Here is a 22,544-nt window from a genome sequence, read left to right on the forward strand (position 1 = left end):
ATAGCATGAAACTTATTTCTGTGTTAACTAATATAGGTATAAAAAAAGTATTAATATATAAAGAATTTTTATTTTTTTCTGCTTTAAAAAATATACTAAATTTAACTGTTCAATATTATTTATGGACTCAAGTTATTAAAGTAAATAGTTCAATAGGATCTATTAATGATTTGATGCTTTATTTCACTATCACTCAAAGCATGAGTATTTTGTTTCCTAGAGTAGGTATGGAAATGAGTTCTGATATGATTTCTGGAGATATAGTTCATAAACTTGTGAAACCTATTTCAATTGTAAAACAATATTTCTTTGAATCTTTAGGATCTACAATTGCAAAGTTGATATCTATCTTTGTAATCAATTTATTACTTATAATATTGTTTAGTGAAAATGTTAATACCGTAAAATCTATATACTTAGTTATTTTATTTGTTTTAGGATATATATTAAATTTTACAATAGAAATCTTTTTCGGAGCCCTTTCTTTTTTCACTCAAAGTTTATGGGGAATAGAGTCCTTAAAGAATGGTTTATTACTAATACTGTCAGGAGGAGTGTTTCCAATAGCTCTCTATCCAGAATGGCTAAAACCTATTTTAAACTATTTGCCTTTTTCTTATTCATATGGAAAAATTGCAGAAGCTTATATGGGGAATGTTGGAATTATAGATGTTTTAGTCCCGCAAATCATATTTATTTTTGTTATATATATAATATATAGAGTTGTAAGTTCGTTAGGTTTAAAAAGAATAGCTATTAATGGAGGGTGAATTAATTGCTTGTATATACAAAAAAATATGGAACACTATTTATTAAAATGTTAATACTGAACATAAAAGGCCTTCGCTCATATGGTACTGATTTTTTTATCGGAGTAATAGGCATGGCAATAAAAAATATTTCGAATATAATTTTGTTATTATTTTTATATAATCTTATACCTGAAATAAATGGTTGGAATCTTTATCAAATGATGTATTTATATTCTATCTCTACAATAAGTTTTTCTTTGTGGAGATGTTTATTCATGAATACATTAAATATATCTTATTATGTTAAGTATGGAAAACTAGACGCATTCTTAACAAAACCAGCTAATCCTCTTTTTTTGATATTTATGGAAGGGTTTGATGATGATGCATGGGGTGATTTATTGGTGGGAATTATACTTAATATATATATAACTATTTGCTTGGATATTTCACTAATTTTTATTCCTATAGTTTTGATATTATCCTTTTTCACGAGTTTAATTTTTGCTAGTACATCGATAATTGGTTCTATATTTTCTTTAAAAACAGTTGGTATTAATGATTTTTCTGACATCCCATACATGATTTATGAGTTCATAAAATATCCCACATCTATTTATGGAAAATTTGTCCAAATATTTTTCTCTACACTATTGCCTATTTCTTGGATTAGTTATATCCCAGCTTCTTCAATTATTTTTAGTAAAAATATGTTGTATATCTTCTTTACAATAGTCTTTTCTATACTATACTTTACTTTTGCATATATTATATGGAATGATTATTTGAAAAAATATACTAGTTCAGGAAGTTAAATATGAATAGTATATTGAATGTGGGAATTTTTGCTAACGTTGATGCAGGTAAGACTACATTGACCGAGGCTATATGTGTAGAGGCTGGTATAAAGCGATTTGCGGGACGAGTGGACAAAGGAACTACTATATCTGATAACAAACATATTGAAAAGGAAAAAGGTATAACTATAACAACAACTCTGTTGTCTTTTGAAAAAAATGAAAAACTTATAAATGTCTTAGATACACCCGGCCATTTTGATTTCTTTCCCGATGCAATGAGGATTATAAGTATTATTGATATTGCTATTTTAGTAATAGCTGTTGACTCAGGAGTAACACCTCATACTAAAAGGATATTAAAATCTCTAATATTAAACGATGTGAAAATAATTATTTTTATAAATAAGTGTGACCGAATAGATTATCTTTCTAAGTTAAATAAGATAAGGAATGATATTTATGAATGTAGTAATCAAATTGACGAAAGTAAGTTGTTTTTCATTGAAGGCTCTGCTTTAAAAAACAAGAACATATCTACATTGTTTGAAATGATTGTAAAAGAAGAGATCGTAAGAGGAAGGGAAGCAAAAGATAATTTTCATGGGAAAGTCATAAAACAAGAATTTGATGAACTAGGTGCATGCTTAACATATGTATATATATATGAAGGAAAGTTAAGAATTAATGATATATTAATAAAAAACAAGAAACAAAATAAAATCAAATTCTTGTACTTAAAAGTAAAAGATAAACTAATAAATACAAAGGTTATAGATAAAGGAAATATTGCTATAATAAAGAGCTATGAAACTTATTATTCTGTAGGCGATGAGATTAAAAATTATGAAGTTATTGAAGTTACACCAATGTTTATAGAAGGCTATAGATGTAAAGTTAAATTAGCAGGTAATGGGACAAAAGATCAATTATACAAAGCTTTGTTAGAGATAAGCATTGAGGAGCCGAATTATCAATTTGAATACGATGATATGACCGATGAAATGTCTATTAATTTGTTGGGTAATACACATGAAGATGTGGTCAGATTGCATCTTTTTTACAAATATGGAATAGATGTAGACATTTTGGAAAATTCCAATATAAAGGCTAGAAGAATTGTCGAAAAAAATATATTTTTTATTAAAGTAAATCAAAAGTGTAATAAGCATGCAGCAACAATGGAATTAAAAATTGAACCTCAGAGTAGTGAAGATAATGTATTTATTTCCGATGTATCTAAAGGATATTTGCGGAATTCGTATCAGAAAGCTATAGAAGAATCAATAATGAGCTTCTTGTCTTGTAGTAAAAAAGGATATGTATATACTAACTTAAAAGTCACTTTGACTTATGCTGAATATTACTCGGGTGTCAGCACCCCAGGTGATTATAGAAGGTTAGCATATGAAATGATTGAAAATTTATGTGAAACTTCAAAATTTTATGAGTTATACGAATATGAGTATTTTGAACTGTTATCAGTAAAAAAATATATTAGTGTATTGTTTAATCAGTTGTACCTTTTTAAAGTTGAAATATTAGATTTACAAAATATAGCAAGTGACAAAAGTTTAATTAAGGGAGCTTTACCTAAAGAGTTTAAACGTTCATTTTATCTTTTTTTAAAAGATATTATGAAAGATGATTTTTTATATAGAAAAATTAAAACAAGATGGCTTCGTTGAATAATAATTAAAGTAATAAAAGTACATTAACTTATTTGGTTTTTCGTTAGTCAGCTAAGGTATATAGGTTGGTATTTGTTAGATAATAATTGGGAAAAAGTAGCTGCATAATATCTTTAAATCTAAAGCAGAAAATTCTCTGGTTAGTTTTATTTTGTTCTTTGATAGAAAAAATGTTGAGATTCATTTGCCTTATACGAAAATTATGATTTCAGGTAGTAGTTTCTGTTTAAATGTATTGAAAATACTGGTTTTTAATGTCTTTACTTGTATAGTAAATAAATAAAAAATAACTTTTTTGTTAACACTTATTGCTTTTAGAATGTATTATTTGTTCAGTACTATTAGATTTTGGCTTAACTTCATTAACATTATTTTCTACATTAGAAGATATCTGAGGTATAGTGCCTTCTTGTTCATTATCATCATTCTGGTTATTTATTGTTAAAAAGTTATTCACTTCATTAATTAAAGACTGAATAGCAGATGTATCATTAGAATTCATTAATTCATAATATTTATTTAAGTACATTACTCTTTTAACAAGATACTTATCCTCATCAATAGAATAGATTAAACTTTGTAACTGAGATTTTAATTCATCGATGGTTACTTTCACATCCGTACTAACTATTTTTGTTGGGGTATTTTTATTTAACAGATTAAATAATGTAGCTTCTACTTCCTCTAATTTACTACTATCCTGTTTAGCTTTAATGTCGTCTAAAGTATTCAGTAATTTTATTTTTTCACTTAAATACAAATTTTCATCTAGAGATGTAACTTGTTGATATACATTCGACCAGTTAGTTTCATATTGAACCTGCTCTTTACTTTTAGAAAGTTTTTCTTTTACATCATTCTCTAGTAAAGTAAGTCTATCTTCAACTAAAGTTCCATTATTCCCATTAAAATAGTCTGTTTTTATTTGAGTTAAACGTTCAATATATGAGAAATAATCATTCTCAATTTTATCGATTTGTTCTAATAATTTTGTAAATAGCTCTTCTATATTATTTAACTTTTTTTATCAGACAATGGTGATTGATCAGCGCCTTTGTCATTTTCAGTTATCACTTTTTCAGCTACATATTTTTTCTCAAAATTGTTTAGCGCTTGAATAAATCCTTCTGTTGAATCTACTGCCCAGCCTAATGTTTTTTCCTCAAGTGTTTGTAATACTCTTTTTACTCTTAATAAGTATCTAGATTTTGAACCAAATTTATTTTCAGCTTTTTTAAGAATAGAGTCAATTTTATCTTTTACAATCTGCTGATCAAGATTTCCTGGTATTCCTGGAGTCTCAATATTTGGAATTCTATTTTTTAGATAGTCTTTCCAGCCCATACTTTTTATTTTATAGTCATGTATATGATCACCATGAGAAATCTTCATGAAACCATTTTCAATAATTATAGTTTCTGGATTTACTTGTATACTTTTTGCTAAAGCATTCAATTCATTTTCAAACTCTTCTAAATTTTTACTTTTTTCTGGAATGATAATATCCTTTAAATAGATAACATAATAGTAATCTATTTAAAGGATAAATAACTTTATCTTCATCTAGTTTAAATTGATTAAACGGCACATCATATATTGTTGAAAGATATCTTATCTTTGTCTCTATTTCTTTATTCATAATAAAATGTTTATTTTCTCTTTCATTTTTCGAAGTAGCCATTTTTTATTTTTAGAAATAGTTACATTTTGTTTATTAATCTTTTTATTATTAGTTATTTTTATAGTTTTTATTAATAGAATACGTTTTTTTGAGAATTTTTAAAAATAAAATGGTAATGATCATTGTGTTTAACAACATAACCATCTTTTGTTTCATCAACAATATCTTTTGGATTAAAATGATAACCATCATTAGTTATTTTATTAGTTGTTGACATGTCAAAGGTAGAGTTATTTATAGGTCGAGAAACAACTGCTACATTTTGAGAAGTGTCGTTAACTGACTTCTGAAAATCGTTTTTAGGAATAAAGTGAAAATGATCTCCATGCCTTACGACATAACCATCTTCTGTTTCAGAAGTAATATCGTTTGGGTTAAAAACATAGTCATCAGCAGTAAGATTCTTCTTTTTCTGATCTGTTTTCTTTCTAATAGCTTCAGGTAATGTCCGAAGATTTTCTTTTTTTGAAGATTCTTTTAAATATAGATAATATTTTCCTTTCCATTTTATAATATCATCATCTTTTGTTTCGCTAATAATATCCTTTCTATCAAAAGAATATAATAGGTCCTTTAAAATTAAATCTTCACTAATTAAAGCGTCGTATGGTGCTTTACCTGATCTCCAAGTGAAATTACGTAACCATCATCAGTAATTTTTACAACAACTTTATCTGCTTGTATATTATCATCAATAAGTGATTTCCCTTCATTCCTTTCTTTTTTATAATTTTGTTGTTCTTTCGTACTAATCTTCGTTTTGGAAAGATATTGACTTTCATTGTATTTTCCTAGAGCATATCCTCCTCCAAATAAACTAATTCCTAGTAACGAACTGCAGAATAAACAGGTATATTTTTTAGTCTTCATAACTTTTCCTTTCTATATTTTTATCAAGAGTTGATAAATTTTCTATAAACGTTTTATTGTTATTCGGCTTATTTTCTAGTGGAGATAAAAATTTTAGACTTACACCAGTACTGTCACGCAAATAGTTTGCAATCTTAGGTGAGCTGTTTGTTTCTGTAAAAATGAATTTTACATTATTTTCTTTTATAAATAATTCTATTTCTGCCATTTGACGTGAATTTGGTTCTAATTCATTTGATATGCCAGCAATTCCTAACTGTTGTAACCCAAAACGTTTTGCTAAATATGAAAATGCGGTGTGCTGATTAACAAAATATTTCTGTTTTTTCTTCTTAAAAATAATTTGATATTTTTTTCTATCATCTTTATCTTTTTATTAAATTGCTCGCGTTTTTCTAAATAATAACTCTTATTCTGCTTATCAATTTCCGATAATTTTTTTCCAATAGTTAATGCTTCTTGTCCTGCTAAAATAGGCTCTAACCAAGTGTGGGGATCATAAATATTTTTTGATGAATCGAACTCTTCTAGTCCTTTTACTTTATTTAATTTATTTTTCTTAACACCTTCAATTAGATGAACTTTTTCTTCTTTGAAATTCTTTTTTAAAGGATCTACCCATGTTTCGAAACTTTCTGAGTGGTAAATAAATATTTTAGAACTGTATAATTTTGCCATATCCTTAGAGGAAGGTTCATAAGGATGAACATCTGTACTATTCATTAGCAAAGATACTTCAGCTTTATCACCAACTACATATTTTGTAATCTCATACACCAGATAAAAAGAAGTATATATTTTAAAAGAAGCTATATGTTTCCCTTTTCTGTCAGAACAACGGCAAAAAAATAAATACATATTATACAAAACAAAAAATATTCCAATTTTTTTCATATAGAAATAACTCCTATTTCAAAATTATAAATCGCAACTAATACGATTTATCCAATATAATTTTACATCTTTATTTTATTTGTCAACAAAAAATGAACGATCATAATAACGTTTCCCAAACTTATCTTGCTAGATACTATTTTAATTATCCTTCTTTATAACATCGTAATAAAGTTTTAATCAGGAAATTTAGACGATATGAAACGGAATAATCAATTAAAAGCTAAATATGCTTTGAGAAAAAATAATTTGTTTTTGACGGAAGACATGTAGATAAAAACTATGTGTCTTTTATTTTTCTAGCTTTTTCGAAAAAAAGGCACTCTCTGATTGTTGTATTAGTGGAAAGGGGAAAAAGGAGCATATTTATCATGCAACAAAATTAAGATATTTATAAAATACTAATTTAATACCTATAGTAAAAAAGTATTACGAAATGAGCTAAATCTATTCGAAAACGAAACACTAGAATAAAAGAAAATGAGGAACTATTGAACGTCTCAAGTGAAGCTTAGTACCCTTACTCATTTTGCTAAGCAAGATATCTATTTCTTGTTTGGAATGGAGATATTAATTTCAAACAAAAAGTTATCAATAGCCAATCCAGTTATTGGATATAAAAAAATTTATTTTATTATTTTGCAAGTTTTAATGATACTGAAATCGGTAAAATTCTCAACATGAGTATGAATGGATTTAATGAAGTGGTCAGTTTATTACCTATGTAGAAGAGTATAAATTGAGGGAGATATAAATTTTCAGAATCTATATTGAAATTTATAGTTAACTAATTAAAAATTCCCCTTTCAATTTTTTCTCTAAAATAATTTTCTAATTCATGAGAAATTAGAAAATCTTTTTAGTAGAAAATTTATAGATCATTGAAAATTAAATAAATTCTAGCAGTACGTTAACACTTCAAGGAGCATATTTTAGTTGCGCCATGATCTCTTATCGTAAAGAAAGAGCGATAAATATTCTAAAATAATTTTTATAGTCAATAAAAAGTGATGATTTGAAGTTGGGATAATGATACTTCCGTAAGGCTCGCCGTAAACTTGGGGAGAGGTGAAATTCCTATGTGCTTTTGACAAAAGTAGCTGCTTAAGAATTATTTTTAAGAGTAAATTAAGTAAGACAAAAAGCATCATATAAGTTTAGTTTTTAAGCACTTAATTTTGTATATTTAGAGATTTCATTTGCAGTATGTTTTTTAGTTTCTCGAATTGTTTTTATATTAACTATTTCATTACTCATAATCATGTTCTTTTCTAAAAAAATCTAAATGATTATGGTTTAGTAAAAAAGAGAGACCGGAGTCCCTTTTGAAAATATAAAATACGGTATATACGTTTTTTTATGCTAAGCACCAATGTTTACTCTGTATTTAATAAATTAACATAAGAGACTATAACCTTTGAACTGATGATTATGATTATAGTTGTTAATATAAATCTTTAAGTAATAGAAAAGATTTGTTGAATGAAGTATACATTCTGTAATTAATAATGGAGCATCAGTCATTGGATAGGGGGCTTTATTTTAAAGGTGTTAAACGATTCATCTTTAAGGTGTAGACAAGAATAAGTAAAAATAAAAAGCTAACTATCTCTCGAAATTAAATATTCTACAGAATGTTGTTCAGAAAAAAGGACTAGTAAAAAAAAGCTACCTACATTAGGTAGCTTAAAAGAGTGAAAAGAATATATGTCAAATTACTAATTTTATAGCATAAAGTAAAATATTTGTCAAAAAAGGGGAGAGAAGGATGGATTGTGTACGTGATCCATGCAGGAGGAATCGTTGCCTATAAAATAAAAAACATTTTTACGAGGAGAATGATTCATGAAGCAACAAATGAAAGCAAAAAAACGATATAAGACATATAAAGCTAAGAAACGCTGGGTAACTGTCCCTATTCTTTTTCTAATTGTGTTAGGAGCTGTAGGATTAGCTACAAATAATGTGCAAGCCGCGGAATTAGATACGCAACCAGAAACAACATTGATTCAACCTGATAACCACAATCCGCAGACAGTATCTGAAGCAACAGTACAAAAAGACACTATTTCTCAACCGACCAAAGTAGAAGAAGTAGCGTCTGAAAAAAATGGAGCTGAACAAAGTTTAGCTACTCCAAATAATACCACAAACGTGCAACAATCAACAGCAGAAGCAGAAAAATCAGCACAAGAACAACCAGTAGTCAGCCCTAAAACAACCAATGAACCTCTAGGTCAGCCAACAGAAGTTGCGCCAGCTGAAAATGAAGCCAACAAATCAACGACCATTCCTAAAGAATTTGAAACACCAGACGTTGACAAAACAGTTGATGAAGCGAAAAAAGATCCGAACATTACCGTCGTTGAAAAACCAGCAGAAGACTTAGGCAACGTTTCTTCTAAAGATTTAGCTGCAAAAGAAAAAGAAGTAGACCAACTACAAAAAGAACAAGCGAAAAAGATTGCCCAACAAGCAGCTGAATTAAAAGCCAAAAATGAAAAAATTGCCAAAGAAAATGCAGAAATTGCGGCAAAAAACAAAGCAGAAAAAGAACGCTATGAGAAAGAAGTAGCGGAATACAACAAACATAAAAATGAAAATGGCTATGTAGCAAAACCAGTAAATAAAACGCTAATTTTCGATCGTGAAGCAACAAAAAATTCCAAAGTTGTTTCTGTAAAAGCTGCAGAATATATAGACGCTAAAAAACTAACTGATAAACATAAAGATAAAAAATTACTTATCAGTATGCTTAGTGTAGATTCAAGCGGGTTAACAACTAAAGACTCGAAAAAAGCACATTTTTATTATAATAACGGTGCAGGAGGAACATTGGTTGTTCTTCACAAAAATCAACCAGTAACTATTACCTATGGCAATTTGAATGCTAGTTATTTGGGTAAAAAAATTGCTAGTGCTGAATTTCAATATACAGTGAAGGCAACACCTGATTCAAAAGGTCGATTGAATGCTTTCTTACATGATGATCCAGTGGCCACAATTGTCTATGGAATTAACATTGACCCTCGTACAAAGAAGGCTGGTGCTGAGATTGAAATGCTCGTTCGCTTCTTTGGAGAAGATGGAAAAGAAATCTTGCCAACGAAAGAGAATCCATTTGTATTTTCAGGTGCTTCATTAAATTCACGTGGTGAAAACATTACGTATGAGTTCGTAAAAGTAGGAAACACGGATACTGTTCATGAAATTAATGGATCAAAAGTAGCTCGTCATGGAAATAAAGTTTATTCTAAAACGGATATTGATGTAGGGACGAATGGGATTTCAATAAGTGACTGGGAAGCAGTTCAAGGCAAAGAATATATTGGCGCAACTGTTATTTCAACACCAAATAGAATTAAATTCACTTTCGGTAATGAAATTGTTAACAATCCAGGGTATGACGGAAATTCCATGTGGTTCGCATTTAATACGGATTTAAAAGTAAAATCAATTACGCCTTATCAAGAAAAAGGACGTCCAAAGCAACCAGAAAAAGCAACGATTGAATTCAATCGATACAAAGCCAATGTGGTTCCTGTTCTTGTTCCGAATAAAGAAGTCACTGATGGTCAGAAAAATATCAATGATTTAAATGTGAAACGTGGCGATTCTTTACAATACATTGTGACAGGGGATACAACAGAACTTGCTAAAGTAGATCCAAAAACAGTAACAAAACAAGGAATTCGGGATACCTTTGATGCAGAAAAAGTGACAATTGATTTATCCAAAGTGAAAGTTTATCAAGCAGACGCAAGTCTGAACGAAAAAGACTTAAAAGCTGTTGCTGCAGCAATTAATTCAGGAAAAGCCAAAGACGTGACCGCTTCTTATGATCTTAATTTAGATCAAAACACCGTCACAGCAATGATGAAAACCAACGCAGACGGCTCCGTTGTCTTAGCGATGGGGTATAAATATTTACTTGTCTTGCCGTTTGTAGTGAAAAATGTAGAAGGTGATTTTGAAAATACCGCTGTTCAATTAACAAACGATGGTGAAACGGTAACAAATACAGTGATTAACCATGTGCCGGGTAGTAATCCTTCCAAAGATGTAAAAGCAGATAAAAACGGTACAGTTGGCAGTGTTTCTCTACATGACAAAGATATTCCGTTACAAACAAAAATTTATTATGAAGTGAAATCTTCCGAACGTCCAGCTAACTATGGCGGAATTACCGAAGAATGGGGCATGAATGATGTCTTGGACACGACCCATGATCGTTTCACAGGTAAATGGCACGCTATTACAAACTATGACCTTAAAGTAGGGGACAAAACGTTAAAAGCAGGAACAGATATTTCTGCCTATATTCTTTTAGAAAACAAAGACAATAAAGACTTGACGTTTACAATGAATCAAGCATTATTAGCAGCGTTAAATGAAGGAAGCAATAAAGTAGGCAAACAAGCTTGGTCTGTGTATCTGGAAGTCGAACGGATCAAAACAGGTGACGTAGAAAATACGCAAACAGAAAACTACAACAAAGAACTTGTTCGTTCTAATACGGTGGTGACGCATACACCTGATGATCCAAAACCAACCAAAGCCGTTCATAACAAGAAAGGGGAAGATATTAACCATGGAAAAGTTGCTCGTGGTGATGTTCTTTCTTATGAAATGACGTGGGACTTAAAAGGGTACGATAAAGACTTTGCTTTTGACACAGTCGATCTTGCGACAGGAGTTTCTTTCTTCGATGATTACGACGAAACGAAAGTGACACCAATCAAAGACTTACTTCGTGTCAAAGATTCTAAAGGGGGAGACATTACGAACCAGTTCACGATCTCTTGGGACGATGCCAAAGGCACGGTGACAATCTCTGCCAAAGACCCACAAGCCTTTATTTTAGCGTATGGTGGGCAAGAATTGCGTGTAACGCTCCCTACAAAAGTCAAAGCCAATGTTTCTGGTGATGTTTATAATTCAGCGGAACAAAATACATTTGGTCAACGAATTAAAACAAATACCGTTGTCAACCATATTCCAAAAGTGAACCCTAAAAAAGACGTGGTTATTAAAGTCGGTGACAAACAAAGTCAAAATGGCGCTACAATCAAATTAGGGGAGAAATTCTTCTATGAATTTACAAGTAGTGACATTTCTGCAGAATACGCTGGTGTTGTGGAAGAATGGTCGATTAGCGATAAACTAGACGTAAAACATGACAAATTTAGTGGCCAATGGTCTGTGTTTGCCAATTCTGCGTTTGTCTTAGCAGACGGAACTAAAGTGAATAAAGGGGACGACATTTCGAAACTGTTCACGATGACCTTTGAACAAGGGGTAGTGAAAATCACGGCCAGTCAAGCCTTTTTGGATGCGATGAATCTAAAAGAAAACAAACACGTTGCGCACTCATGGAAAGCGTTCATTGGTGTAGAACGAATTGCGGCAGGAGACGTTTACAACACAATCGAAGAATCTTTCAACAATGAGAAGATTAAAACTAATACGGTAGTGACGCATACGCCAGAAAAACCACAAACGCCACCAGAAAAAACAGTGATTGTACCACCAACACCAAAAACACCGCAAGCACCAGTAGAGCCATTAGTGGTAGAAAAGGCAAGTGTGGTGCCAGAATTGCCGAAAACAGGCGAAAAACAAAATGTCTTATTAACGGTAGCTGGTAGTTTAGCCGCAATGCTTGGCTTAGCAGGCTCAGGCTTTAAACGTAGAAAAGAAACAAAATAATTGAAGATGAAAAGAGGACGAATTGCTTGTCCTTCTTTTTTAGTTATGGAGGGAAAAATTGGAAGCAGTATTAGAAAGAGGCAAAGGGGATGAAAGAAATTGCCATCCAAGAAAAAGATTTGACCTTACAGTGGAGAGGAAACACAGGTAAGTTAGTTAAAGTTCGATTGAAAAATATACGTGCAATGGAAATGTGGTAAAACAAATTACCGAAGAAAACATTCAAGAGATCACCACGTTGAATATCATTAAAAATGGAAAATCTTTGGCATTAGAAGTATATCCAGAAAAAAGTATCTATGTGAAACCAAATTTAGGCAGAATCAATGTGCCTGTCTTTTTTATCAAAACGCCCATTAATAGAGGGACTTTTGAAGAGATCTTCGGCGAAACGTTAAAGGCATAAGTAAAGGAGAAAGAAAAGCCAATGTATGTATCGATTATTCTAAGTTGTTTGATTTTATTTTCTGGTTACAGTCTATTAAATAGGCTAAATTCGTTGGAATTTGCGGATGTTTGGTTAAACAAAGAAACACAAAAAATCACACTAAAACGCTGTTTTTATGATAGGTCTTTCAAGAAACAAACATTAAAAGAAATAATCAACGTGCAAACAAACAAGCGGTCTTTAAATACGAATGACATACGTAATGTACGTGAACTAGAGGAAAAACAACAAGAAATAAAATGATTCATGTTAGACGTTTTAGAAGATGCTTATTGGAAAGAATTAGCAAACATGCCAGAAGACCAACGACACTTAGACGATTGGGATTTCTTTTGAAATTGGTTACTAAAAGGAGGTTATAAAGTGAGTAAGGACGAAGGATTAATCAAAGGGACGCTCGATACAGTTTTAAAGTATGCCTATCCTGATAATTACAAAAACTATTTAAGTTATTTTATACGCATTCGTCCTAAAGAGCTGGCAAGCAAACATGCTCATTATAAAAGACAAGAGCGATTGATAGAAATCTTTAATTTATCAAGGGAACCAAGGTTTTTGTTAATTACTTGTTTGCATGAGGTGGCTCATCATGTGGAATATGAAGATACAAGAACGTCAGGACATGAGAAACCATTTTATGAACGATTACAGAAATTGTATGTCACAGCAGTTGCAATGAATTTACTTCAACTCACCGATGTTTTAGACGAAGTGGATGCAGGGGATAGTAGAGGTTTACAAAGATATTTTGGGGAAGTTTCTAACTGGGAAATTCCAGAAATTGAGGATATTCAAAGGCGAATGGTTATTGTGAAAGACGGAAGATTATTTAAAAATCAATTAAAAGAGCGAGGTTTTCATTGGTTTACGGTTAGTCATACTTGGCAAAAAGAAGTCGCTACTCAAACTCTTGCAGAGCAAGAAGTACAGGTTCTTTTAAGGTATGGTTCTAAAGATAATTTTCTTATTCGCCCTGTAATATCGCCTACGTTCCTTTCTTATTACTATATTGGGATTGAAAATGGGTATGAATTTCGTTATGGATTACGTGAATTGGGCTATTTATGGGAAGGATATGGCGTAAAAAAAATGTGGGTCAAAAAAGTAGACGCGCAAAGCTATTATGTTGAACTTGAAAAGCTCACACCTTTTGCAGGAATTGAATATAAAAAAGTGACCCCGAACATTACGGAAGAAAAAATAGTCAAGGAACAAAGAAAAGAACAAAAGCGTGTAAGGAAAAAACGAATTAGGTACCATATCTAAGTAATTGCAGGAAGTAGAAAAAATGTTTCAGAAAAATAATTACAGAAGAAAAGGAGCTGAAAGAGAATGGCTATCACACAAAAGGAATTAAATAAAAAGAAAACCATGGCAAAATTACTACTTGAAGCGAAAGGGAAAAATTTTGACGAATGGTTAGCAAGCAAATATGATGAAGTATTTGATGAAAATCAGGAAGCAATTTTAGATGCATTAAAGCAATCGGCTAAAACAAGCACACATAATAATTATTAGGAGGAGAGTATAAATGGATTATTTTGTTGAGAAAGCGACATTTGTGTTACGAGCAATTCAAGGTGGAGCAGGTGCATACGGAGCGGTGATGTTGGCAATTATGGGCTATCATTACATGACAAAAAATAGACAAAAAATTGAAGAAGCACAAGACGGTATGAAAAACGTGGGGATCGGTTTCCTTGTAGTAATGGGTGCAGAAGCCATTATTCGATTTCTTCAATAAGCTTTTTAGTTACTATAAAATGAGGAGTTTTTATTTTGAAAGAAGGGAGGGTAGGCATGGAAGTACAATTTCACGCAACAGGTAAATTAGTGAAGCTTTTTCCTAAAAAAACACGTTATACTTTACATGAAGCAGATGAAAAATTGAAAGAGGTAGCTAGAAATGTTCCATTAGGAAAGGTTCGTCGACTGGTAGCCATAGAAATTTTTGAATCTGAAAAGGATGACAGTATTTTTTTAGCAGAATTTGAGGTTGGATCTGAAGAAGCAAGTAATTTTCTATTACTGATAGACACTTTGTTTAAAACGAGTTTTCCAAGCTCAAGTGACGAGGAGAAGCAAAAGGGTTTGGCTTATATTGAACAAGCTTACAAAGCAGAAGAAGCACGTTTAGAAGGAACTGAACCCTCGACTAAGCAAATGGCTGACACAGAAGGAAAAAAACACCATAAATTTTCTTTAAAAGCGCTGAATACAATCTTCGATGAAAGGAAAAGACATAATCGTCCTGTTTTGATAGTGATTTTAACTATCTTTTTCTTTTTTAGTGGAGGTATGTATATTTATATGACGTATGGAAGTAGCCAATCTCACAGTGTAGCTAAAAGTAAAGGTGAGTATCAAACACTATTAAAAGAAAAAGACTATGTACAGCTGATAGAAAAGTATCCTGATAAGGAAGAAGAAGTCCTAACCTCTCTTTTTGAGGACAAAAATAAAAATGAATTAAGAGAAATAGCTAAGGTGTCTAAACGTCCCTTAGCTATTTTTTATTTAGCCTTTCTTGAAGAAAATTGGGGAAAAGTGACGACCACACAAAAAATTCCTCAAGATAAGGCAGTTTTAGCAATGAAAGGATATGCTTTTTTAAAACTAGGAAAGATAGAAGAAGCCACTTTGATTAACAAAGAAATTAAAAGCGAACTATTAGCAAATCAGATTAACAAAAAGCAGGTAGATTTAGCGTACAAAGCTCTTAGAAGTAAAGACGTAGGGAAGGCAGAATCTATCAATAAGACCCTACAGAATGCAGAACTAGCAGAAGATATTGATGTAGCTAAAAGTATTCTAAACCTCCTTAAAAAGTACGATGAGGACAAGAAAAATGCAAATTTGAGTTCTAAAGAACGAGAGGAAGCAGAAGAAAATTATCATATGTGGGAGTCAAACCTACAATTACTAGGAAAAAATAACGGGAGTGATACAAAATGAGTGAACAAACAGAGAAAAAAAGAAAAAAATATCTTTTGATTGGCTTATGTTCTGTCCTTTTATTGGGCAGTGCAGGGACGTATGCAGCTTATAAACAGACTGAAAAAAAAGAAATACAGTCTGAATCTGTAGAAAAACAAGGTAAACAACCAGTTAAGAAAACAAACAGATCATGGGAAAAGCAAGTGACCGAAAAGGAAAAGAATAAAAAAACAGAGAAGAACACAAAAGATAAAAGAAAAGATCCTTTAGCTACAGTTGACATTGGTGATGAGGCTTCTGCTGTTGAGACTGTTTTTCCTAGAAAAGAAACTAGTTTGTTAGGTCAGTTAGCAAAAGCTATTACAAAACAGGAAGAAAAAGAAGTATTGCGAGCAGACAGAGCAGCCAAAGAGCAAGAAAAAATGCTTGCATTGACTGATACTCCTACGAATACTCTTCTATCACATTCATTAAAACCAAGTGTGGGTGAAAAAAATGTGTTATCTGATGTTAAAAAAGATGAAATAGTCGAACCAAAAGATACACCGAATAAACCAGATATTCCTATCGTTCCAGAAACTCCAGAAATTCCTGATATTCCAGTACCGCCAGTTCCACCTGTACCAACTGATCCAGTAGAGCCAAAACCAGATGTAGAAGGGCTAACTGATCGAGCAAAAGAAAAATTAAAGACTACTACAGAAGAAGCACAAAAAATCAATCAACGCTTGGAAGGTGTAAAAGAAAAATTAGATACCTTGACAAGAATTAAAGAAAAAACAAATCAAAATACAGAAAAAGCAAATACCTATTGGGCAGAAGTCGCTTCACTTGTAGAGGAATACAATCAGCTGTCGACTCAGATTAAACAGCTAATCACAGATACGAATGAAGTGCTTCCAGTAAATCAGACCTTATATCAAGAAACCTATACTCAACTACAACAGAAAGTTACAGAAATAAAAACAGCACAAACCAACGCAAATGAAGCAACGAATACAGCAGAAAAAGTTTTGTCTGAAGCGAAAGAAACGGATCAATCATTGAATGAAATTAAACAATACTATGATGAAGGACTGAACCCTCAAGCAGAGACGGCTAAAAATGAAGTGGCAAATGCAATTAATCAGGCTCAGGAAAATCAGGAAGTAGCAACAAATCTTCAAGGAGAAGTTGTTCATGCAGAAGCAGCTGCTGTACATGTTCAAAATAATCAAGAAAAAATTGAACAACAATTAAATACGGCTAGTCAACCAGCAACACAAGAACAATTGGCAAATGCGCAGCAATCAGTTGAATCATTAAATGAGCAAGCAAACGTACAAAATGAATCGGTACAAGCGGTTGTTGAAGATTTTAATCAATTACCAGTGATTGAAGCAGCCGACTCTGCACCCGCTCAGACACAAGAAACTGGAAAGGGTGTGTCAGCTGATGAACAGACACAAGAAACTAAAACACCTGTTTCTTCAGAAAATGCAACGCAAGAATAGAAGCAGCAAGGGGAAAGATAATTTTTTTATATCTTTAAAAAACAAGCATACACTGATTACTGCAGGAAATAGAGGTGGAAAAAAAGATGGATAAATTGGCGAAGAATCAATTTATTTTACTACTGATTCGAACGATTCTTTTACAAGGAACAAAATTAGTCTTTTTTCTTAGTCTGGGTATCGCTGCTTTTCATGGTTGGCAGTATCTAGGAAGTACCATTTATTTTTCGGTGAAAGATACTAAAGGGAATCTAGCAAAGCCTGAAATGTTTTCCCACGCTTTTCCTATCATTAGCATGATTTTCTTTTTAGGGATATTTGCTTATATGCTTAGTTTGAAGATAAATAACGATGAAGCTTTTGACGTCTTAATTGAAAAGACTAGCAAAAAGATATTTTCTAATTACCTGATTGGTGGATTGATTGGTCTAGGAACATTACCAATTAACCAATTTGGTCAACAAATGGAAACCATTGTAATTGCGATGATAATGTATCTTTTTATTCGACGGATAGTTGAGCTAGAAAATGAAAAGTTGAGGAAGGGTATTTTCCCACTTTATAAAACAAATGAAGCATTTGAAGAAACAGCGTGGCGATTAAATTCTGAATGGTATCGGTACTTGAAACCAGTAAGGTTAAAATGTGAAAAAAAAGAAACTGAACAACAATTTTTACCAGACGTAGGAAGTGAATGGGGAGGGGAAGTTACACAAAAGCAGTTGCTCGTAGTTTATCGGATACGGTTTACTCCTTTTTATTTTAAGGTAAGCCAAGAACAGTTATTTCCTCAAAGAATAATGGACCAAACAGACGCTCTTAGAAATGAGGTGGGAAAATGAATATGATATTTCCTCTATTTTTTGTTAGTTTATTAGTTTGTGTTAGTTTGCCCTCTGAAGGAGAGTCAATCGGTAGTCATATTGCTTACTTAATTTGTAGTGGTTTCTCTGTGCTTGTTTGTGTCTCTTCTCTTATTGTTGATAAAGAGCTTCTTTATCTGTTACCAATAGTAGCAAGTGTTTTCTGTATATACGTGGAAGTTCCCTATGTGGTTGATTTCTTCTCAAAATGGACATGGAGAAGAAAGGATGATGTGTAAGTGAACAAAGAATACAAACAATGGAAAAAGTTTCTAGCAAAACCGTACATGCTAATCATTTTTGGGTTTGTTTTTACAATGATTATCTTTTTAGGAGTTAATTTAATTTTTAACTTTATTCTCTCTTTAGAGGGAATTATCGGTAGAATAAAAGAATATGCAGCGACAGGAAAGCAATTTCCTGTCGCTTTTTCTCTATCATGGTTTTTCATACCGAAAAAACTAGGTGGTTTTTGGGTTTATTTTTGTTATGGGGGAGCGATCGGCATTCTTCTAGGAAAAATGCTTATCAAGCTCTATGAAATACGAATAGCCTTTAAAGATATAAACCTGAAAACCAAAGGGTCGGAACGGTTTACAACAAAAAAAGAATTAGACCAGCAATACGTTAAGGTTGCTTTAGACGACAAGGAATATGAAGGAAGTTCAGGGATTCCTGTAGCAACTACTGTAGAAACAGTTCGAGAAAAAGGAAAGAAAGTCAAAAAAACATTTGTCTATATTGATCGTAAAAATACCAACTCTGCAACAATTGGTGGGACACAATCAGGGAAAACGTCTTTGTTTTCTTATCCATTCTTGGATTTAATTATGCGTGCAAAAGAAAAAGATTCCGTGATTGTAAATGACTTAAAAGGGGATATGTTAATGAACACAAAGGATTCCTTTGAAAAATTTGGCTATGACGTGTATTGCTTAAATTTGGTCGAACCTACCAATGGGATTCATTATAATCCTTTAGATTTAGTGAAACAAGCCTATTTAAAAGGAGATACAACAAAAGCCCAAATGTTGGCAAATAGTTTGTCTTTTAGTTTGTATCATAATCCAAATGCGAAAGAACCGATGTGGGAAGAAGCAAGTATTTCTTTGTTAAATGCGCTTATTTTAGCAATTTGTGAAATTGGGATTGAAACCAAGCAAACGCAAATTATCAATATGTATGCAGTAACAAGTATGTTAGAAGAATTAGGGGCATACCCTGATGAAAAAGGGAATACCGCTCTTGATACATTTTTCAATGATTTACCGCCAACAAGTGTTGCAAGAAAACAATATGGCACAATCAAATTCTCACAAGGGATTACGCGTAGTGGTATTTTTACAGGAACGATGGCCAAACTAAAGAATTATACGTATGATGCCATTGCACGGTTGACATTAGATAGTGACTTTAATTTAGAAGATTTAGGATATGGCGAAAAACCAATCGCTTTATTTATTGTTTATCCTGACTGGAACGATAGTAACTACAGTATTATCTCTACCTTTTTGTCGCAAGTAAATGAAGTATTAGCAGAACGAGCAACATTGACAGGTAAAGGTGTTAAGCGTAGAGTCCGTTACTTATTAGAAGAAGCGGCCAATATTCCACCAATTGATGGGCTTAGTCGTAGCATGAACGTCGGATTAGGTCGAAATCTTATTTATCACTTGGTTATTCAATCTTATGCGCAGCTTGATGATAAGTATGGCGATAAAATGAGTAAGGCTATCACAGCTGCTTGTGGGAATCAAATTTATATCATGTCTGATGAATACGACGATGCGGACTACTTTGCCAAAAAATTAGGAGAAAAAACAGTGATTGCACCAGATCGACATGGTGATCCAATGAGTATAGATAAGAGTTTTGGCGAACGTGAAGATGGACGACAGTTGTTAACGGCTAATGAACTTAGAGATTTAAAAGAAGGCGAGTGGGTCGTTGATCGTACGAAAATGCGTCGAGATTTACGTGGTCAAAAGATTACACCCTATCCGATTTTTGCAAATGTGAACGATGGAACAGAAATGAGATTTCATTATGAGTATTTACTTCCTCGTTTTGATGGAGAGAAGGATTTAACTGAATTGAAATTATCGAAGGAACAGCATTCCTCCATCGATTTAGTTGATTATATTGTGAAGTGGGATGAATACGAAGTAAATGAAAATGATCAAAGGATTCCCTCAAAAGAAGAGCAACAACAAAAAAGACAAGAAAAAGAGGAGGAACGATATATGGCAGAACAAGTAGCTGCAATCGATAGTGTTTCACTTGATACAAATATCAAGCCAACTTTACGAGAGCAATTAGGTGAATCCGTATTTGAAGAATTCTTTTTGGCGGCTTATAAAGATAATCTGTCAGAGAATGAAAAAGAAAAATTATCAACTTTTACAGATGAAAATCAATTACGCTACTTCTGTAACACAGAATATAGGCCTAATCTAAAAGCCGCTTTTATTGCTTTTAAAGGCAGTGTAAACGAGGAGTGAATGTTCCATGAAAGAAGAATTATTAAAATTCAGAGACTTATTACACATTGCTTCATGGATTATGGATTCACTTAGAGATTTAGGTTTTGTGCTTTTGAAAGGGATTGCATGGACAGTAGATAGTGTTTCAGGCATGACAAAAGAAGTTTATAAGTTAATTGATTTTTATAACTACAAACCGATTAAAGAAATGATTGATACGTATCAGCCGATTATTTTGGCAATTGGCGCCATTGCAGTTGCCTATTTTGGCTATCGAATTATGTCAATTAAGAAAACAGATAAAAATGTTTTTGTAGAGAGTGTTATTCTTGCTATGACCATTCTTGTCTTGCTTCCTTGGGGGCTACAACAAGGAGCAGGATTGGTAGGAGCAGGAACAAAACTACTAACAAATGAGCGTAGCGCAAGTACGGAAGTATTTAAAAATAATATTACTGATTTGTACACTGTTGATAAAAATGAATGGAAATCAACAGATACACAAAATGATATTGATAAAAAAGTGGATATTGAACTACTGAATATATCTGAAAAGGTTGATACAAGCAATTGGTTGTTTAACGAATCTCCTCTTAGTAAAAAGGGCAGAGACCTATTGACAAAGCAGGTAGTAATGGTTGATGGAAAACCAGAAGTAGCAGACATGAAAAGTTTCTGGAGCATTGGCGATCCTGCCTATTATCGGTATTCGTGGCATCCGTGGTTAATCACACTAGAATTATTCACTAAGCTAATTGTGTATTTCTTTGTGATGTTTAAAGCAGCACGAATGATTAATGAGCTAGGTTTGTTGTATTTGCTAACGATGGGAATTAGTTTAACTGACCTAAAAGACGGAAAACGAAATAAACAATTAGTTCTAAAAATTCGAGACACTTTTGTTGTTTTGTACATGGTTATGTTTCTAATTAATATCTTTGATTTGTGGAGTGGTTTTGTTGCACAAGCAGATATTTCTAGTCTAGCAAAAGGAATTGCTGTAGCTGCAGGAGCTTGGTTAGTTATCGACGGACCGAACTTTGTTGAGCAACTGTTTGGCATTGATGCAGGGTTATCTAGTGTGGGCCGTAGTGTAATGGCTGTTACACAAGGGTCAATTGCAGGAAAAGGATTGGCAAAAACTGCAGGAAGTATGATAAAAAACACGCCGAAATCTGCCTATCGAGGAGCTAGAAAAATTGCTCGTACTGGGGCTTACGTTGGCGGTGGAATGAAAGGGTTAATTGATGGGTTTAAGCCGTATAAAAACCAAGCAACACCTACAGGAACACCTGATTTATCTAATAAGAAAGTTGCTAACACAAGTAACGATAATTCTCAAAATAAAGGAAGTAAGTCGGTGAATACTCAAGAAAGTAGCGGAAATATTGGAATGAATCCGACAAACTTGAATCAAAACAGTCCATTATCAAAAGTTCATGAAAATGAAGCAACAAGACCTGCTAAACCAACAAAAGAAATGCAAAAAAGTCTAAGCAAATTGAAAAAACCTGCTGCACCTATACGGAACCCTAAACAGCAAGCCATGCAAAATAAAAAAGTGCTGGCTGATTTAGGCGTAAATCCGAATACTCCATTGTCAAATGTAAATAGCGCTTCGAAAGCTAGGAAGGTATTAGAAGGAAAGCCAATACTCCCTCCTGTTCCTATGGTTGGTGAAAAACAATTTCCAAAACATGTCCAAGAAGCAAGTCAAGAAGGAAGAGCTGCAATGGTTCGAGATATGCAGCCTAGAGCTATTGATAGAGAGTCGGTAGGTGATAAAGTGGTAGGTTTATATGTACAAGGAGCGAAACGTGTATTAGATAGTGGAACTACAGCGAGAAGAACCCGCAAAGTCTATGATGTCAGCAAGGCTACTTCTAAACGAATTAGCGATCAGTTCAAAGATTAAGGAGGTTTTTA

General features: G+C 32.5%; 19 protein-coding genes and 3 pseudogenes. 16 read left to right on the top strand and 6 right to left on the bottom strand.

Annotated features, from left to right (window positions below; all coding sequences use genetic code 11):
* Positions 1 to 5: 5 nt before the first annotated feature.
* Genes IGI80_RS05645 through IGI80_RS05655 form a run of 3 tightly spaced genes read left to right on the top strand, consistent with a single transcriptional unit; the run spans position 6 to position 3,237 of the window.
* Positions 6 to 770, top strand: a complete 765-nt coding sequence (locus IGI80_RS05645; protein ID WP_438722798.1) for an ABC transporter permease — start codon at positions 6 to 8, stop codon at positions 768 to 770.
* A 5-nt stretch (positions 771 to 775) separates the two neighbouring features.
* Positions 776 to 1,567, top strand: coding sequence for an ABC transporter permease (locus IGI80_RS05650; RefSeq protein ID WP_438722799.1), 792 nt, complete (start codon positions 776 to 778; stop codon positions 1,565 to 1,567).
* A gap of 2 nt (positions 1,568 to 1,569) precedes the next feature.
* Positions 1,570 to 3,237: a GTP-binding protein gene (locus IGI80_RS05655; RefSeq protein ID WP_438722800.1), complete on the top strand. Its 1,668-nt coding sequence runs from the start codon at positions 1,570 to 1,572 to the stop codon at positions 3,235 to 3,237.
* A gap of 301 nt (positions 3,238 to 3,538) precedes the next feature.
* Here the strand turns inward: IGI80_RS05655 and IGI80_RS05660 are convergent, their stop codons facing one another.
* From IGI80_RS05660 to IGI80_RS05685, 6 genes are all read right to left on the bottom strand, one after another.
* Positions 3,539 to 4,000: a hypothetical protein gene (locus tag IGI80_RS05660; RefSeq protein WP_438722802.1), complete on the bottom strand. Its 462-nt coding sequence runs from the start codon at positions 3,998 to 4,000 to the stop codon at positions 3,539 to 3,541.
* Positions 4,001 to 4,254: 254 nt separating this feature from the next.
* Complete coding sequence (locus tag IGI80_RS05665; RefSeq protein ID WP_438722803.1) at positions 4,255 to 4,695, bottom strand: hypothetical protein; 441 nt, start codon at positions 4,693 to 4,695, stop codon at positions 4,255 to 4,257.
* Positions 4,696 to 4,991: 296 nt separating this feature from the next.
* Positions 4,992 to 5,516, bottom strand: coding sequence for a pneumococcal-type histidine triad protein (locus IGI80_RS05670; RefSeq protein ID WP_438723409.1), 525 nt, complete (start codon positions 5,514 to 5,516; stop codon positions 4,992 to 4,994).
* Positions 5,516 to 5,791, bottom strand: a complete 276-nt coding sequence (locus IGI80_RS05675; protein ID WP_438722804.1) for a hypothetical protein — start codon at positions 5,789 to 5,791, stop codon at positions 5,516 to 5,518. The genes IGI80_RS05670 and IGI80_RS05675 overlap by 1 nt, the downstream gene beginning before the upstream one ends.
* Entirely contained in the window at positions 5,781 to 6,134 is a 354-nt protein-coding gene (locus tag IGI80_RS05680) for a metal ABC transporter solute-binding protein, Zn/Mn family (RefSeq protein ID WP_438723411.1), read from the bottom strand. Before IGI80_RS05680 ends, IGI80_RS05675 begins: the two co-directional genes overlap by 11 nt.
* Positions 6,071 to 6,685: a metal ABC transporter solute-binding protein, Zn/Mn family gene (locus IGI80_RS05685; RefSeq protein WP_438722806.1), complete on the bottom strand. Its 615-nt coding sequence runs from the start codon at positions 6,683 to 6,685 to the stop codon at positions 6,071 to 6,073. Before IGI80_RS05685 ends, IGI80_RS05680 begins: the two co-directional genes overlap by 64 nt.
* Before the next feature lie 364 nt (positions 6,686 to 7,049).
* Here IGI80_RS05685 and IGI80_RS05690 point away from each other — a divergent pair.
* From IGI80_RS05690 to IGI80_RS05750, 13 genes and pseudogenes are all read left to right on the top strand, one after another.
* Positions 7,050 to 7,413, top strand: a pseudogene (locus tag IGI80_RS05690) (RNA polymerase sigma factor).
* Between the two features lie 1,117 nt (positions 7,414 to 8,530).
* Positions 8,531 to 12,394 (top strand): LPXTG-anchored aggregation substance, encoded by a 3,864-nt coding sequence (locus IGI80_RS05695; protein WP_438722807.1) that lies wholly within the window; start codon positions 8,531 to 8,533, stop codon positions 12,392 to 12,394.
* Positions 12,395 to 12,483: 89 nt separating this feature from the next.
* A pseudogene (locus IGI80_RS05700) lies at positions 12,484 to 12,800 on the top strand (PrgU family protein).
* Positions 12,801 to 12,821: 21 nt separating this feature from the next.
* Positions 12,822 to 13,178, top strand: a pseudogene (locus tag IGI80_RS05705) (hypothetical protein).
* A 27-nt stretch (positions 13,179 to 13,205) separates the two neighbouring features.
* The gene (locus IGI80_RS05710; RefSeq protein WP_438722809.1) at positions 13,206 to 14,108 is read left to right on the top strand and encodes a hypothetical protein; all 903 of its coding nucleotides are present in this window, start codon (positions 13,206 to 13,208) and stop codon (positions 14,106 to 14,108) included.
* 66 nt (positions 14,109 to 14,174) lie between these two features.
* Positions 14,175 to 14,360, top strand: a complete 186-nt coding sequence (locus IGI80_RS05715) for a hypothetical protein (RefSeq protein WP_002358222.1) — start codon at positions 14,175 to 14,177, stop codon at positions 14,358 to 14,360.
* A 13-nt stretch (positions 14,361 to 14,373) separates the two neighbouring features.
* Complete coding sequence (locus IGI80_RS05720; RefSeq protein WP_002358223.1) at positions 14,374 to 14,586, top strand: hypothetical protein; 213 nt, start codon at positions 14,374 to 14,376, stop codon at positions 14,584 to 14,586.
* Positions 14,587 to 14,642: 56 nt separating this feature from the next.
* On the top strand, positions 14,643 to 15,797 hold the full coding sequence (locus IGI80_RS05725) for a hypothetical protein (protein ID WP_438722810.1): 1,155 nt from the start codon (positions 14,643 to 14,645) through the stop codon (positions 15,795 to 15,797).
* Complete coding sequence (locus tag IGI80_RS05730) at positions 15,794 to 17,272, top strand: hypothetical protein (protein ID WP_438722811.1); 1,479 nt, start codon at positions 15,794 to 15,796, stop codon at positions 17,270 to 17,272. Before IGI80_RS05725 ends, IGI80_RS05730 begins: the two co-directional genes overlap by 4 nt.
* Before the next feature lie 86 nt (positions 17,273 to 17,358).
* Positions 17,359 to 18,114, top strand: coding sequence for a hypothetical protein (locus IGI80_RS05735; protein ID WP_438722813.1), 756 nt, complete (start codon positions 17,359 to 17,361; stop codon positions 18,112 to 18,114).
* Positions 18,111 to 18,374, top strand: a complete 264-nt coding sequence (locus IGI80_RS05740; protein ID WP_438722814.1) for a hypothetical protein — start codon at positions 18,111 to 18,113, stop codon at positions 18,372 to 18,374. Before IGI80_RS05735 ends, IGI80_RS05740 begins: the two co-directional genes overlap by 4 nt.
* On the top strand, positions 18,375 to 20,636 hold the full coding sequence (locus IGI80_RS05745) for a VirD4-like conjugal transfer protein, CD1115 family (protein WP_438722816.1): 2,262 nt from the start codon (positions 18,375 to 18,377) through the stop codon (positions 20,634 to 20,636).
* Between the two features lie 7 nt (positions 20,637 to 20,643).
* Positions 20,644 to 22,533: a pLS20_p028 family conjugation system transmembrane protein gene (locus tag IGI80_RS05750; protein WP_438722817.1), complete on the top strand. Its 1,890-nt coding sequence runs from the start codon at positions 20,644 to 20,646 to the stop codon at positions 22,531 to 22,533.
* Positions 22,534 to 22,544: the final 11 nt, after the last annotated feature.

Source organism: Enterococcus sp. DIV1420a (genome assembly GCF_051712165.1).
In the GTDB taxonomy this organism is placed as follows: Bacteria; Bacillota; Bacilli; order Lactobacillales; family Enterococcaceae; genus Enterococcus; species Enterococcus faecalis.

Bases quoted from the DNA above. Each gene is read 5' to 3' on its own strand.
- IGI80_RS05675 (WP_438722804.1), bottom strand. From the start codon at position 5,791: ATGAAGACTAAAAAATATACCTGTTTATTCTGCAGTTCGTTACTAGGA.
- IGI80_RS05750 (WP_438722817.1), top strand. From the start codon at position 20,644: ATGAAAGAAGAATTATTAAAATTCAGAGACTTATTACACATTGCTTCA.
- IGI80_RS05730 (WP_438722811.1), top strand. From the start codon at position 15,794: ATGAGTGAACAAACAGAGAAAAAAAGAAAAAAATATCTTTTGATTGGC.
- IGI80_RS05685 (WP_438722806.1), bottom strand. From the start codon at position 6,685: ATGAAAAAAATTGGAATATTTTTTGTTTTGTATAATATGTATTTATTT.
- IGI80_RS05655 (WP_438722800.1), top strand. From the start codon at position 1,570: ATGAATAGTATATTGAATGTGGGAATTTTTGCTAACGTTGATGCAGGT.
- IGI80_RS05720 (WP_002358223.1), top strand. From the start codon at position 14,374: ATGGATTATTTTGTTGAGAAAGCGACATTTGTGTTACGAGCAATTCAA.
- IGI80_RS05740 (WP_438722814.1), top strand. From the start codon at position 18,111: ATGAATATGATATTTCCTCTATTTTTTGTTAGTTTATTAGTTTGTGTT.
- IGI80_RS05725 (WP_438722810.1), top strand. From the start codon at position 14,643: ATGGAAGTACAATTTCACGCAACAGGTAAATTAGTGAAGCTTTTTCCT.
- IGI80_RS05735 (WP_438722813.1), top strand. From the start codon at position 17,359: ATGGATAAATTGGCGAAGAATCAATTTATTTTACTACTGATTCGAACG.
- IGI80_RS05715 (WP_002358222.1), top strand. From the start codon at position 14,175: ATGGCTATCACACAAAAGGAATTAAATAAAAAGAAAACCATGGCAAAA.
- IGI80_RS05695 (WP_438722807.1), top strand. From the start codon at position 8,531: ATGAAGCAACAAATGAAAGCAAAAAAACGATATAAGACATATAAAGCT.
- IGI80_RS05645 (WP_438722798.1), top strand. From the start codon at position 6: ATGAAACTTATTTCTGTGTTAACTAATATAGGTATAAAAAAAGTATTA.